Annotated in this window: 15 protein-coding genes; 3 read left to right on the top strand and 12 right to left on the bottom strand. The window is 42.5% G+C overall.

Annotated elements, in window-relative coordinates:
- Positions 1-164: 164 nt before the first annotated feature.
- The 3 genes from BIV59_RS19175 to BIV59_RS19165 are packed head-to-tail and all read right to left on the bottom strand — an operon-like array spanning position 165 to position 2,214.
- Positions 165-578: a Fur family transcriptional regulator gene (locus BIV59_RS19175; protein ID WP_071353063.1), complete on the bottom strand. Its 414-nt coding sequence runs from the start codon at positions 576-578 to the stop codon at positions 165-167.
- Between the two features lie 16 nt (positions 579-594).
- Complete coding sequence (locus BIV59_RS19170) at positions 595-1,434, bottom strand: metal ABC transporter permease (RefSeq protein WP_071353062.1); 840 nt, start codon at positions 1,432-1,434, stop codon at positions 595-597.
- An 18-nt stretch (positions 1,435-1,452) separates the two neighbouring features.
- Entirely contained in the window at positions 1,453-2,214 is a 762-nt protein-coding gene (locus BIV59_RS19165) for a metal ABC transporter ATP-binding protein (protein WP_071353066.1), read from the bottom strand.
- Positions 2,215-2,535: 321 nt separating this feature from the next.
- On the opposite strand from BIV59_RS19165, the gene BIV59_RS19160 reads away from it, so the two are divergent.
- Entirely contained in the window at positions 2,536-2,793 is a 258-nt protein-coding gene (locus tag BIV59_RS19160) for a DUF2624 family protein (RefSeq protein ID WP_071353061.1), read from the top strand.
- Between the two features lie 80 nt (positions 2,794-2,873).
- Here the strand turns inward: BIV59_RS19160 and BIV59_RS19155 are convergent, their stop codons facing one another.
- The gene (locus BIV59_RS19155; RefSeq protein ID WP_071353060.1) at positions 2,874-3,767 is read right to left on the bottom strand and encodes a deoxyribonuclease IV; all 894 of its coding nucleotides are present in this window, start codon (positions 3,765-3,767) and stop codon (positions 2,874-2,876) included.
- 201 nt (positions 3,768-3,968) lie between these two features.
- Positions 3,969-5,294, bottom strand: a complete 1,326-nt coding sequence (locus BIV59_RS19150; protein ID WP_071353059.1) for a DEAD/DEAH box helicase — start codon at positions 5,292-5,294, stop codon at positions 3,969-3,971.
- Between the two features lie 344 nt (positions 5,295-5,638).
- Between BIV59_RS19150 and vrrA the strand changes: the two genes are divergently transcribed.
- Both vrrA and BIV59_RS19140 read left to right on the top strand, forming a co-directional pair.
- On the top strand, positions 5,639-6,283 hold the full coding sequence (vrrA, locus tag BIV59_RS19145; RefSeq protein WP_071353058.1) for a VrrA/YqfQ family protein: 645 nt from the start codon (positions 5,639-5,641) through the stop codon (positions 6,281-6,283).
- A gap of 180 nt (positions 6,284-6,463) precedes the next feature.
- Positions 6,464-7,423, top strand: coding sequence for a 4-hydroxy-3-methylbut-2-enyl diphosphate reductase (locus BIV59_RS19140; protein ID WP_071353057.1), 960 nt, complete (start codon positions 6,464-6,466; stop codon positions 7,421-7,423).
- A 56-nt stretch (positions 7,424-7,479) separates the two neighbouring features.
- Here the strand turns inward: BIV59_RS19140 and BIV59_RS19135 are convergent, their stop codons facing one another.
- From BIV59_RS19135 to BIV59_RS19105, 7 genes are all read right to left on the bottom strand, one after another.
- Entirely contained in the window at positions 7,480-8,598 is a 1,119-nt protein-coding gene (locus BIV59_RS19135; RefSeq protein WP_071353056.1) for a Nif3-like dinuclear metal center hexameric protein, read from the bottom strand.
- Positions 8,595-9,305, bottom strand: coding sequence for a tRNA (adenine(22)-N(1))-methyltransferase (locus BIV59_RS19130; protein WP_071353055.1), 711 nt, complete (start codon positions 9,303-9,305; stop codon positions 8,595-8,597). Before BIV59_RS19130 ends, BIV59_RS19135 begins: the two co-directional genes overlap by 4 nt.
- 200 nt (positions 9,306-9,505) lie before the next feature.
- A complete protein-coding gene (cccA, locus tag BIV59_RS19125; protein ID WP_071353054.1) occupies positions 9,506-9,874 on the bottom strand; it encodes a cytochrome c550 in 369 nt (122 codons plus the stop codon).
- A 185-nt stretch (positions 9,875-10,059) separates the two neighbouring features.
- Complete coding sequence (locus BIV59_RS19120; RefSeq protein WP_071353053.1) at positions 10,060-10,599, bottom strand: hypothetical protein; 540 nt, start codon at positions 10,597-10,599, stop codon at positions 10,060-10,062.
- A 201-nt stretch (positions 10,600-10,800) separates the two neighbouring features.
- Positions 10,801-11,937: an RNA polymerase sigma factor RpoD gene (rpoD, locus tag BIV59_RS19115; RefSeq protein ID WP_071353052.1), complete on the bottom strand. Its 1,137-nt coding sequence runs from the start codon at positions 11,935-11,937 to the stop codon at positions 10,801-10,803.
- Between the two features lie 33 nt (positions 11,938-11,970).
- Positions 11,971-13,776 carry a DNA primase gene (dnaG, locus tag BIV59_RS19110; RefSeq protein ID WP_071353065.1) on the bottom strand — a complete coding sequence of 602 codons (1,806 nt, stop codon included), beginning with the start codon at positions 13,774-13,776 and terminating at the stop codon, positions 11,971-11,973.
- A gap of 28 nt (positions 13,777-13,804) precedes the next feature.
- Entirely contained in the window at positions 13,805-14,308 is a 504-nt protein-coding gene (locus BIV59_RS19105) for a YaiI/YqxD family protein (protein ID WP_240501950.1), read from the bottom strand.
- Positions 14,309-14,554: the final 246 nt, after the last annotated feature.

Below are 14,554 nucleotides of genomic sequence, written 5' to 3'. Positions count from 1 at the left end.
GTATATATTTTATTTTATGGATTTCAAAAATTCTTTTTATATTATTAATTGCAAGTGTTTATCTATGAACATCCAGGAGGAAATTCGTAAAAAATTTTAAATTAAACTCCAGAAAAATTTCCCGCAAAAAAACCATTGCACAGTGCGGCAATGGTTTTTATCTTTCAGTGCAGGCAATCCGGACAGTGTCCGTACACCTCGAATTTATGCCCTGATATATCATAGTTCTCCAGGTTTTCTTCAATGCCAGCCATCGGACAGGCCTTGATTTCTTTCGTTTTTCCGCATTTCATGCAGATAAAGTGATGATGGTGGCTGTCATGCCCGCATGTAAAGCGGAAATGCTTCTCTCCTGCCAGTTCAGTGCTTTCAAAAATACCGAGCTCAGCAAATAGAGAAAGATTCCGGTATATGGTATCAAAGCTTAACCCGGGGTAGTTATTTTTCATGTTTTCCAAAACGTCTTTTGCAGTTAAATACTTTTCGCTCGCGGAAAAAAGCTGGAGCATTTCTTCTCTTTTGCCTGTATGCTTAAATCCTTTTTCTTTTAACAGCTTCATTGCGGTTGAAACGTTCAAAGTATCACCTCTCCCCTCACGCAAAGCGAGACTTAATTTTATCCTTCAAAATAGACAGAATTAATATGATAACAGCAATCATAACAATGGTTCCGCCTGGCGCCAAATTAAGATAATAGGAAAAAAATAATCCCCCTACAACTGATATTTCGCCAAACAGGATGGAAAAAGAAATCATTTGCTTGAATCCCTTTGCAAACCGCAGGCTCGCTGCCACTGGTATGGTCATCAAGGAGGAGACAAGGAGAATACCGACAATCCTCATAGAAGCAGCAATGACCAGCGCCACCATGACAATGAATACAAAATGAATGAATTTAGCAGGAATCCCGGAAGCTTTAGCATGCTCCTCATCGAATGAAAGAAGGAAAAGCTCTTTAAACAAAAGAAGCAGCACAATAATAACAACGAGCCCCACTCCTATTATCAGCCATAGATCCATCCGGCTGACCGCACTGACGCTTCCGAACAAGTAGCCATACAGATCGGCATTAAAGCCATTGGCAACCGAAATAAAAATTACACTTAAACCGATTCCTCCAGAAAGGATAATCGGAATGGCCAGCTCCTGATAATGCTTGTACACATTTCTCAGTTTTTCAATGAACAGAGAGCCGAATACAGAGAAAGCCATGCCCATATACATGGGATTGAGCCCGGCAAGCGCTGCGAATTTTTTTTCAAGAAGCAGGCTGAAGGCAATTCCCGCAAGCGCAACATGGCTCAGCGCATCGGCAATCATCGACATTCTCCTTACCACAACAAATACGCCTAGCAGCGGTGCCAGGACACCGATGATGATGCCTGTAAGAAAGGCATTTTGTAAAAACTCAAATTGAAATATACCCGAAATCATGGGTTATCCTCCACAACATTAATGATTATGACTTAACATTTGTACGCCCGGCCCATACACGTCCGAGAGTTCTTCTTCATTTAGAGCCTGATATTCCCCTGCATTTCCATGAAAATGCAGCTTTTTATTCAGGCATGCCACATGGGTGACTTTGTCAGTGACTGTGCCAACATCATGAGTGACTAAAAGAAGGGTAATTCCCAAATCCTTATTCAGCATTTCCAGCATGTCATAAAACTGGTGGACATTTTGAGCATCCACACCGACAGTCGGCTCATCAAGAATCAGCATATCCGGTTCACTGACAAGCGCCCGGGCAATGAATACCCTTTGCTGCTGCCCTCCGGACAATTCACCGATGTTTCTCTGCTGAAAGGACAGCATTCCTACGGAGTCCAGTGCTTTTAGTGCCCTTTTTTTATGCTCACTGCCCGCAAATCTAAAGAGGCCAATTTTTTTGGTCAATCCGCTCAGCACAACCTCCAGCACGGTTGCAGGAAATCCCGAGTTGAAGGAATTGGCTTTTTGGGATACAAAGCCCACCTTTTGCCAGTCCCTGAAATTCCGGATATCCTGGCCAAAAAGCTCAATCGATCCTTTTTGAAGCTTCAGCAGTCCCAGGAGGAGTTTCAGTAGTGTAGACTTTCCTGACCCATTAGGTCCGACAATTGACAAAAAGGCGCCTTGCGGAACGGACAGGGTTACATCCTCTAGTACAGTATCTTTTGCATATTTATAAGAAAGATCTGTGACCTTGATAACCGGTTCTTTTTTCATCATTTCCAAAGATATCACCTTTTTTATAAGAATCATTACGATTTACCTTTCGTAGTATAAAGGAATTATAGCCAATTGTAAAGAAAACGCTCTGTTCATTGCACTGAAAACATTCTTTGCAGGATAGTGTTGATAAATTGAGCTGAGAACAGTTGACTTCCTTTCCGCAGGGGCTAGAGGTGACTCGCACCTTACATCCCCACCCTCCTTAGTGCGATTAAACCAGCTTCTGGGGAGGGAATCCATTTTAAAACGACTCTTTTTTTCATTTTACCTGTTCACATACCCATATTTTCCTCATATGTTACATTGAGGAGGAATGTCATGAAACTATTAGAAATGATGGTCAACCATAAGATTAACAACATGGACCCTGACGATTTAATTTCCATTGGCAGGCAGTATGGAGTGCAGCTGAACCAAACCCAGGCTAAAGGAATCACTCAGCTGCTGGCCGGGAAAAACATCAATATCTTTGATTTGTCTCAAAGGCAGCAGGTCCTGCAGGAAATCTCAGCGATTACTGGTACCGAAACTTCAAAAAAAATCGAATCTATTTTCAAGCAGCTGACAAACAGCTGACAGTCTTTTCTTAAGCTATCATTCATAGGAAAAACGCCGGCCTGATTCAGGACGGCGTTTTTCTGATTTAAACTGCCTATTCAGCTGCCAAGAATTTTATCCAGCAGATTGCTGTCGAATTCTTTGCTTTTCAGCATGTCAATTTCATGTTTATACGGAGCTTTCTTGTTCTTCTTATCTTCTCCGACAAATGGGGTTTCAAGGATTTTTGGTACATCCATTAACTGAGGGTGGTGAATGATATAGCTTAATGCATCAAACCCAATGTATCCAAAACCGATGTTCTCGTGGCGATCCTTCCTCATGCCCCTGTCATTTTTACTGTCATTAATATGAAGAACCTTGATCCGGTCAATTCCCACAATTTTGTCGAACTCATTGAGCACTCCATCAAAATCTTCCTTGATATTGTAGCCGGCATCATGTGTGTGGCAGGTATCAAAGCAAACGGAAAGCTTATCGCTTAAATTTACACCATCTATAATCATGGCTAGCTCTTCAAAGCTTTTTCCGCATTCAGAGCCTTTTCCGGCCATCGTTTCAAGTGCAATCTGGACTTCCTGTTCTTCTGTCAGCACTTCATTAAGGCCTTCTATAATTCTTTTGATTCCTGCCTCAGTCCCTGCCCCCACATGTGCTCCAGGGTGCAGGACAATCTGCTTTGAACCCAGCGCAGCTGTCCGTTCAATTTCACTGCGCAAAAAATTCACGCCAAGTTCGAATGTATTGGGATTTTCCGTATTGCCGATGTTTATGATATAAGGAGCATGCACAATGATTTCATCAATACCATTTTCCTGCATATGCAGCAAACCTGATTCTATATTCAAATCCTCGATTTTTTTCCTTCTGGTGTTTTGAGGCGCACCCGTATACACCATAAACGTATTAGCGCCATAAGAAACAGCTTCCCTGCTTGAAGCAAGCAGCATATCCTTTCCGCTCATCGAAACATGTGACCCAATCTTAAGCAAACTCCTCAACTCCTATCTGAAATGCGTAATCGCCCCGAAAGCCTTGACAAGCATAAGACAGCCTGTAAAGGAGAGCGGTCTTCCTCTCCATTGCAGGATGGCTTATGACCTCGAGAGGCTGGGCGATGAAGCTGGACAACCCCAAATTGCATAATCGCCCTCTTAATGACGAAAGACTAAGAACACCGCGTCCTGCAGGCCTTATTTAGATTTATTTTTCAAACGGCGCTCACGTTTTTTAATGTCTTCCACTTGACGCTGGAATTTCTTTTTATAGCCTGGCTTGACTTTGGAATGCTTCTTATTTGTTGAAGCGAGGCTTTTCGCTTTTGTATCAATGGATGATTCTTGCCTTTTGCGGTTTTTCCGTTTGTTCCGCTCATCAATTTCCATCCATTCCCCGTTTTGCAGATCGACGTCTTTAAATACAACGCCCATCTTTTCCAAACGGTTTAAAGCATCTTCATCTGAGATATCATAAATCGTAGCCGCAATACCAGAATATCCAGCCCGTGCTGTTCTTCCTGTTCTGTGGATGTAAAAATCAAGATCTGTTGGAAGCTCATAGTTAATGATATGGCTGACACCTTCAATATCAATTCCCCTTGCAGCAAGGTCTGTTGCTACAATATATTGATAATCAAGATTACTGATCTGCTTCATCATTTTTTTGCGGTCACGGGGGCTTAAGTCGCCGTGTATGCGTCCGACACGCAGTCCCTTTTCAATCAGTGAGTCTGCAACCTTATCGGCCATCTTCTTTGTGTTAGTGAAAATGATGGCTAAATAAGGATTGTATTGTACAGCCAAGTCATGAAGAAGCTGGATTTTATCACGATGGCGAAGCGGCACAAGAACATGTTCAATGTTTACAGCAGTCGCCTGTTTAGGATCCACATGCACATGTTTAGGATTTTCCATATACTTTTTCAAAAATGGCTTAAGCTTTTCAGGGATGGTTGCAGAAAATACAAGCATCTGAATGTGCTGGGCCATACGTGAAGCAAATTTATCAACATCTTCTATGAATCCCATATCAAGCATAAGATCCGCTTCATCCACAACGAGGACCGTTGCGCTGAATACCTGCAATGCCCCGTCTTCCACAAGGTCCTTGATCCGCCCAGGCGTGCCGATAACAAGCTGCGGCTGTGATTTTAATTTATCAATGACTCTCTGCTTGTCTGTGCCGCCGATATAACAGCGGACATTAAGCGGATTTTCCTCTGGGAAGTGCTCAGCAATTTTTAATGCTTCTTTATAAATTTGATTAGCCAGTTCCCTGGTCGGTGCTGAAATAATGGCCTGAACTTCATCTTTTGAGGCATCGAGCTTATTCATGATCGGCAAAAGGTATGAGTGTGTTTTGCCTGTTCCTGTTTGTGATTGTCCGATAAGGCTCGTCCCTTTTAATACAGAAGGAAGCACTCTCTCCTGTATTTCGGTAGGCTTATCAAACCCCAGTGATTTAACTGCATCTATAATATAGTCATTTAATTGAAAACGTTCAAAATTGTTTTGCTTCATCGATTATCCATTATCTCCTTTATCCAGTCAGGCTATCGAAGGCGGACGATCGCAGCCATAGACATGTCCTGTTATTATAATAAACAATAGCTCATTTGCGCAAGAGCCTCAAACAGCCAGTATAGCAGATTAAACTGGCAATATCACGATAATTCAATACAAAGGAGGGCTTTATCACCCTTCCCTCCTTTCCCTCCCTTCTGCCAAAAAGTCTGTATAAGCACTTGCCCAGGGGCACTGCGGAATTTTAAGTCTGCGTCTTTCAGAGTTAAACCTTTTTGGCAGTATTGCATATTTTATAGTGTCAGCATATACACTATATTTTTTTAAAGAGGAGGGAAAATATGCCCCCAGGAAGAAATTTTCCGCCCGGACAGGGATTTGGCATGGGCTTCCCAAGACAGCAGGGAGGCAGCAGGGCCCGCCCGCAAATCCCGAGAGGCCCTGCAAGTACTCCGCCTCAAGGAAGGCAGCCCGGCAATACTGGTTTCAGCCCTTTCGGCGGCCGCGGAGCACAGTCTGCCCCGCCCGTACAAAAACAAGGACTTCTTTCAAAAATCCTTGGCGGGAGCCGGCAAAGCGCTAATATGTTTGCCCCGCCGCAGGCAGCAGGTGCAGCAGCTGCAAAAAGCGGAGGGATTCTGGCAGCCATAAAAAATCCAACCGGAATAACATCCATGCTCAACAATACGCAAAAAGTTCTCCAGGCAGCAGAACAATTCGGACCCATGGTGCAGCAATACGGTCCTATGGTAAAAAATATTCCATCGATGTGGAAAATTTATAAAAGTTTAAAATCCACAGATACAGATGACAGCAGCAGGGACACAGAAAAAACGGAAATCTCGACAGACACTTCCGAGGATAAACAGGATACTAAGACAAAAACAGCAGACACAGCAGAAGCAGCGGAGAAAAAAACAGCGGAACGCAGCAGGAAGAGCAGCCAAAAGCAAAAAGGCGGTTCATCTCCAAAGCTATACATTTAACGGAAGTATGAGAATGCATGATATCTTGCATTCTTTTTTCTTTTACCAAAAAAGCTGTGCTACTTTCTTACACTTCAGGCCCGAGCCAGCCCTTCTGAAGGATTCTTTGAAATATCATTGAACCCCTTGTATAATAAGGAAGAACAGACATAGAGCGATATGTCCTGAAGGAGGAAGTATATGAAAGTCATGAAGATATCTCCGCGCGGATATTGCTATGGTGTGGTCGATGCCATGGTAATAGCCCGAAATGCGGCTTTAGATAAAACATTGCCACGCCCGATATATATTTTAGGGATGATTGTTCATAACAAGCACGTAACTGACGCTTTTGAAGAGGAAGGCATCATTACACTTGACGGTAGCAACCGCAAAGAAATCCTGGAGCAGGTTGAAAGCGGCACAGTCATTTTTACAGCTCACGGCGTTTCTCCGGAGATCAGGGAGATCGCCAAGCAAAAAGGGCTAGTATCCATTGATGCGACCTGCCCGGATGTTACATCCACACATAATCTGATTGTCGAGAAAAAAGCAGAGGGCTACCAGATTATATATATCGGCAAAAAAGGCCATCCTGAACCGGAAGGCGCGGTTGGTGTAGCACCAGATGTGGTTCACTTGGTGCAATCAGCCAGTGAAGTTGAAGAACTGGCACTTGAAAGCGACCGTATTATCGTAACCAACCAGACAACCATGAGCCAGTGGGACGTTATGGAAATCATCGAAAAGGTCAAGGAAAAATATCCTCATGCTGAAGTTCATAAAGAAATCTGCCTTGCTACACAGGTCCGCCAGGAAGCAGTAGCAAACCAGGCCGGAGAAGCAGATGTATTGATTGTTGTCGGAGATCCCAAAAGCAATAACTCCAACCGGCTTGCACAGGTATCACAGGAAATTGCCCACACAAAGGCATTCAGAATTGCAGACATTTCCGAACTGAAGCTGGAATGGCTTAAAGGAGCCGAAACTGTCGCAGTAACAGCAGGAGCTTCTACTCCAACGCCCATCACCAAAGAGGTCATTGCTTTTCTTGAGCAATTCGATCACGAGGATGAGACAACCTGGAATACAGAAAAGAAAGTTCCTTTAAATAAGATACTCCCGAAAATCAAAGCACCAAAACCAGCACAGACCATTTAATATATAAGAAAGAACAGCCGGTGTAATTCCAGCTGTTCTTTCTTGTCTTTGAGGGCTTATAGAAAAATAAATGGATCTGTATTCAATTCAGAAGCAATATATTCGACATTATATTTTTTCTTTTCAGATGAAGCAGCCATTACCTTTGCAACACCCTTTTTCATAACCTTTTCGACATTGTGCCCGGGATCCACAATATTAAGGCCTGTCATCATGGCATCATGTGCTGTGTGATAATACATATCTCCAGCAACATACACATCTGCACCTTTATAATTAGCAGCCGTGTAATATTTATTTCCGTCACCGCCTAGAACTGCTACCTTCCTGACTGTGCTTTCCAGGTCGCCCACTGCACGCACGCCTTTCACGTCCAGGGATGCTTTAACATGCTCAGCAAACTCCCTCAGTGTCATATCCTGCTGCAAGGTGCCCACTCTCCCCAGTCCCAGTGTTTCGCCTTTATTTTCAAGCGCATAAATGTCATAGGCTGGTTCTTCATAAGGATGGGCCTTCAGCATGGCTGAAAGAACTCTTTTTTCCAAGTCTTCAGGGAAGATTGTTTCAATCCTGACTTCATGAACAGATTCTAAAACTCCCTGCTGCCCAATGGCAGGATTTGTTCCGCTTCCAGGCAAAAACCTGCCGACACCTTCCGCTGTGAATGAACATTCGCTATATTCTCCTATAGCTCCGGCACCTGCTTGCGCCAGGACACTTCTGAGATCACTTTCTGCATCTTTCGGGGCGTACACAACAAGCTTCTTAAGCTGTGTTTGATAGGTAGGTGAAAGAACCTCCGTATTCTGCAGGCCAAGCGCTTCAGCAAGCAGGTCATTTACACCGTCTTTTGCAACATCCAAATTGGTATGTGCTGCATACACCGCAATATCATGTTTTATTAATTTATCAATGATCCTGCCTGCCGGGGTATTGGTGATGATTTTTGCCAGAGGGCGGAATATAAGAGGATGATGGGCAATAATCAGCTCCACACCCTTTTCTATCGCTTCATCTACAACACTTTCCAGCACATCAAGCGCAATGAGGACTTTTGTGACAGGCTTATTTAAATGGCCGACCTGCAGGCCGATTGGGTCTCCCTCCATCGCATACTTCTTAGGGGAAAACTGTTCAAAAAGCTCAATCACTTCCCAGCCATTTGGTGTTTTCATATTCCTAACGCCTCCTCTGCCATTTTTATTCTCGCAAGCAGCACATTTCTTCTTTCCTCGGTTTCCGGATTAAGGGCAACTGCAGAAAGCTGTCCAGAAATCTTTTTCCAATGCTCTTTTTCCAAGGTCCACCTTTTAATAAAAGCATCATTTCTTTCTTTCATAAGGAATGGGCCGAACAGCAGGCCAGATTCCTTTTCTTCACCATACGGCTTTAATGGGTCTCCAGGTTCAGCAGCAAGTATTTCATATATTTTTCCGTCTTCTTCAAGAATTTCTTCATCAACCAATTCCCAGCCGTTTTCTATTAGCCACATACGAACATGGTTTGCCCCCACATTAGGCTGGAGAATAAGTTTATTTACATTGCTCAGCTTCGTTTTTCCGTTTTCCAGGATGCTTGAAATAAGCGTCCCTCCCATGCCGGCTATGCTGATAGCTGTAGCTTCGCCTGGTGACAGCACCTCAAGGCCGTCTCCCTTTCTGACGGCAATGTGTTCACCAAGTCCTGTTTCACTTACTTTATTGCAGGCAGATTGATAGGGTCCCTCACTGACTTCTCCTGCTATAGCCTTTTTCACAAGACCCTTTTTCACTGCATAACAAGGCAAATAAGCATGATCGGACCCGATATCAGCCAATATGCTGCCTTCCGGGATATGTATAGCAACACGCTCAAGGCGCAGTGATAATTTTTCGTGGTTCATGATATCAACTCTCTTAATTAAATTTACTTGATACAGGTTTGCCAATCTCCGTAAGTCCGGAAAATCTGCGGGAATTACAAATTATATTATACCCTGAAACCACCATGATTCCATAGCCTGTATATCAATACGCAATATGAAACGTTTACAAAAAAATGGCTGAATGGTTAAAATACAAAACCATCAGCCATTTTTTTATATTATTTGAGTCCGTGGATAAATTTAGCCATCTTATCGATGCTGCCGGCTTCCACCAAACCAGCAGGCATTGCCCCGCGGCCATTTGTAATGACATTCTTAATCTGATCCTCAGACAAACGCTCTCCTACACCTTTTAATTTCGGCCCTACCTTGCCCTGATACTGATCTCCATGGCAGGTAATGCAGGTTGTTTTATAAATTTCTTCCGGACTGGCTGATGCAGTTTGCCCAGTCTTTTCTTTTCCGCCATTTTTCTGTTCGTCAGCTGCCTGTTTTGCATCACCAAGGCCTTTAAAAGAAAGCATAAACATAAGACCGATACCTAAAACCATGATAAGCAAAAACGGGATAAGTGGATTGCGATTCATAGATTTACCTCCCCTATGTATAACCTGTTCTGTTCAATTAACCATAATATTCATGCAACTTTTATTTTACTTGAAAATGGAAGACAGGAAAAGCCCTAAAGCTTAAGTAATTAAATAAATTTGAAAATTCGTCAAATTCCACGTTTTTTTGAATATAATAATTTACAATTAAATATTTTTTATTTTCAAAATATACTGTATAATTTACTTATAAAGAATAAAACCACGCACGCCCCCATAATCCCTGCGATGATGAAATAAGGCAGTTTCAGCTTCCTGCCTGCAAACACCCAAATCAAGCACTGAAGCAGCAGGAGAATATATAAGATTCCGTGTTTGTGTGATGAAAACTGCTCTGCCGCTGTAACCGTTTCCAAGAGAAGCAAGAAGGCACATCCAATTAGCGGAACCTGAAATAGGGTCTTTTTATTAAAAAGGAAATAGGCTATAGCTGCTAACAGGAGCACAGAAAAAGTTAAAAGGGAAATTTGCAATCCCACTGGGAATTCAGTAAAATAATTCAAAAATAGATTTACGGCAACCAGCAGGCCTACTATGATGCAGAGCCATAGCTTTATGTAAGACTTTCGCGCTTTGGGCTGGACAGATTCTGCACCCTCGCTGTAGAGGGCAAGAAGGTAGTCACAATATGTATCTGGAAGCATCCTGTTTTTCTTCCAGTAGCTGATTTCTTGAATGATAATTTTCTTTCGCTGCTGATCCATTTCACCGGCACATCCTAAATAAAATCATTTCTGTTTATATCGGCCATTTAACCTTTAGGTTTGAGGCAGTCATAAAAAATGCCTCCAAAATCATATGAAATCAATCCGCAAAAAAGGAACAGCTCCATACTGAGGCCGAACCTTTTGTGCAGTAATCCATATCATTTTTATTGGAGGCTGATGCAGTCATTCTAGCTTATTCTACTCCAGGAAATCCTTAAGACGCTTGCTGCGGCTGGGATGTCTAAGCTTGCGGAGCGCTTTTGCTTCGATTTGGCGGATACGCTCACGGGTAACGCCAAAGACCTTGCCGACTTCTTCTAAAGTGCGTGTGCGGCCGTCATCTAAACCGAAACGCAGCCTTAATACATTTTCTTCACGGTCAGTCAGTGTATCAAGAACATCCTCAAGCTGTTCCTTGAGCAGCTCGTATGCAGCGTGTTCTGACGGAGAAGTTGCATCCTGGTCTTCAATGAAGTCTCCAAGATGTGAGTCATCTTCTTCACCAATCGGTGTTTCAAGGGAGACCGGCTCTTGAGCAATTTTCAGGATTTCCCTAACCTTTTCAGGAGTCAGATCCATATCCTCAGCAATTTCTTCCGGTGAAGGTTCACGGCCAAGATCCTGAAGAAGCTGTCTTTGCACACGAATTAATTTATTAATGGTTTCAACCATATGCACAGGAATACGGATTGTTCTTGCCTGGTCAGCAATCGCACGGGTAATGGCCTGGCGGATCCACCATGTGGCATAGGTACTGAATTTATATCCTTTGCGGTAATCGAACTTTTCAACCGCTTTGATAAGACCCATATTACCTTCTTGAATCAAATCCAAGAACAGCATTCCCCGTCCAACATAGCGTTTTGCTATACTTACTACAAGACGCAGGTTCGCTTCTGCCAAACGTCGCTTGGCTTCCTCGTCACCCTCTTCAATCCGCTTCGCAAGTGAAATCTCTTCTTCAGCAGACAAAAGATCAACACGCCCGATTTCCTTAAGGTACATACGGACAGGGTCATTTATTTTAACACCTGGAGGAACACTTAGGTCATTCAGGTCAAATTCTTCTTCTTTTTCCAGCTGCTGTACGTTTGGATCGTCATCGTCCTCTTCTTCATCTTCGCTTTCAGTCAGGACTTCAACCCCGTTATCACCTAATAATTCATAGAACTCATCCATTTGATCAGAATCCAATTCAAAGCTGCCAATGCGCTCTGCAATTTTTTCCAGCGTTAGAGAACCCCTCTTTTTGCCAAGCTCCAATAACTGCTCTTTCACCTGATCAAGATTTAATTCATTATCAACTTCTTTGGAACGTGCTGGTTTCTCAGCCATGTGTTCCCCTCCTTCCAAGACTTACACCCTACACTAAAGTAACTTGCGCATTTGAATGATTTCCATGGCAATCTGTGCTGCCCTGATATAATCACTGCGCCGCTCTGCTTCCTTTTCTTCGGCCTCTTTTTCTTTTATCTTTAACAATTTTTCATATTTCAACACTTGATTTATATAATCTGTCAGTTCTTTATCGGTTACTTCCTCATTTACTGACATCATTTCTATTTCAGAAACAATTCTTCTCAAGTTTTGATCAGGCAAATAGGTTAGAAAAAAGCTGGTGTCAGCTTCATGACCGTCTTCATAAAATCCATATAAATAAGTAATGATTGCCTGGTGCGCATCTAAGTTGAGAACAGTGCCGCCGAGCATCTGCTGAATTTTTGCTGCAGTTTCTTTACTTTTCAGCATATGTGCAATCAGCTTAATTTCAGCATTATGATAAGCAGGCTTTAATTTATTCTCATATTGAAGGGTTATCCTTTTTTCTGAAGGAACCGGCACATTTCCCTTTTTCCTTTCGGAGAAAAAGACCTGCCTTTGCTGGTTTTCAAGCGCATCCAGAGACAATGAAAATTCCGAAGACAATTGGCGGAGGTAGTGATCCCTTTCCACCGCATTTTGCAATCTGGAAATCTCCTTTAATATCTCTTCAATATACTGAATGCGATCTCCTTCATTATTAAGGTTTTTTCCCTTTCTCAGATACTGCATTTTAAAGGCCATGTATGTTAAACTAGCCCCTATTACTTCAGAAACAAAGCTTTTTTCACCATATTTCTTTATGTAGTCATCGGGGTCAAGACCATCCGGCATTTGTGCAACCTTAACCTGAAATCCATTCTCGTTAAGCATGATGGATGCCCTGTTTGCTGCGTGAAGACCGGCAGAATCGGAATCATAGCATATTAATACCTGGTCTGTATTTCTTTTAAGCAATTGAATATGCTGATCTGTTAAGGAGGTCCCCATCGTTGCAACGGAATTTTCAACTCCTGCACGTACAGCCGAAATGCAGTCGGCGAATCCTTCAAAAATTACAGCCTGTTCTTTTTTCCGGATATGCGGACGTGCCTGATGGAAATTATATAAAATTTTGCTTTTATTAAAGATTGGCGTTTCAGGGCTATTTAAATATTTGGGCTCATCGTCCCCCATTGCTCTCCCGGAAAACGCAATCGTATTTCCCTGATGGTCGGAAATCGGAAACATGATCCTGTTTCTGAACCGATCGAAGTAGGTTTGATCTCTTTCCCTTTGAATCGTAAGGCCAGCCTTTTCCAGAATATCCTCTGTATAGCCTCTTTTTGTTAAAAACTTATAGACAAAGTCCCATGAGTCAAGAGAATATCCAATCTGGAATTTTGTGATTGTTTCTTCGGTAAAGCCCCTGTTCAGCAGATACTCAAGAGCATCCTGGCCTTCTTTTGTATTTACCAGCAAATGATGATAGAATTTCTTCAAAAGGTCATGCGCTTCAATCATCTGCTGTGAACCAGGCGGCATATTCGATCTGGCAGAACCTTTATTTATTTCAACATCCAGGGGCACATTTCCTTTTTCGGCCAGAATTTTTGCAGCTTCCAGAAAACTGCAGCCATCTATGTCCATTAAAAATGTAAAAACGTTTCCGCCTGCCCCGCAGCCAAAGCAGTGGAAGATCTGCTTATCAGAAGAAACTGAAAAAGACGGGGAATTTTCACCATGAAAAGGACAAAGGCCGAAATAATTCCGCCCTTGTTTTTTTAGCTGGACATATTCGCCGATAAAGTCGACAATGTCAACAGCTTCACGAATTTGATTAATTTTTTCATCTTCTAGTCGGGCATTGGCCATATTTTCACCTTGCGATCCGGTGTTAGTATTATTTCGATAAAGAATCATGAATTCCTGCAAAGTTCGACAAAATATTCATAAGTGCACTGGTAAAATGATTTCTGTCTTCTTTTGTAAAAGCCTTAGGCCCTTTGGAATGTTTTCCTTGCCTTCTGAGCTTTGCAGATAGATAGCGCATATCAAGAAGCGCAGAAATGTTATCTTCTGTATAATCCATTCCCCGGGGCGAAAGAACATAAACTCCTTTAGGCAGCAGTGTCCCGGCTAATCCGATATCGGCTGTAACGACCAAATCGCCTCTTTTCGAAGAATTGACAATTCGAAGGTCTGCCGCTTCTTTATCTGCATCGACATACACCCATCGCCCGCCAGAAGGATTATTCATCATATTTTTATATGACGCCACAAAACAGACACTGATATCGTACACCTCTGCACATTTCAAGATCTCTTCTTTTACAGGACAAGCATCCGCATCCACATAAATCGATGGATTAATATCCATATTTTTTAATTCTACATCTTTCTGCATTATCCTTTTTTTCTCCTCGCATTTGTTAGGGATATTACCGCAAGCTGTCGAATTATTTTATGAAGGAAACCTTGACTTCTCGCTATTTATAGTTTATTCCGTAATAATTAACTCTAAACCTCAAGAATACATTTTTCACAATTTTTTATTATAGTACATTTCCCCCAAAGAAGCCAACAAAAAAACTTGGTAATAAAAAGCGCGAGCGCAAAAGATCAAAGACTAAGAACGCCGCGTCCTGCGGCA

Source organism: Bacillus sp. MUM 13 (genome assembly GCF_001866725.1).
Taxonomy (GTDB): Bacteria; Bacillota; Bacilli; order Bacillales; family DSM-1321; genus Peribacillus.
Note: the sequence above shows the minus strand (reverse complement) of the source record. Positions and strands in the feature narration are given on the sequence as shown.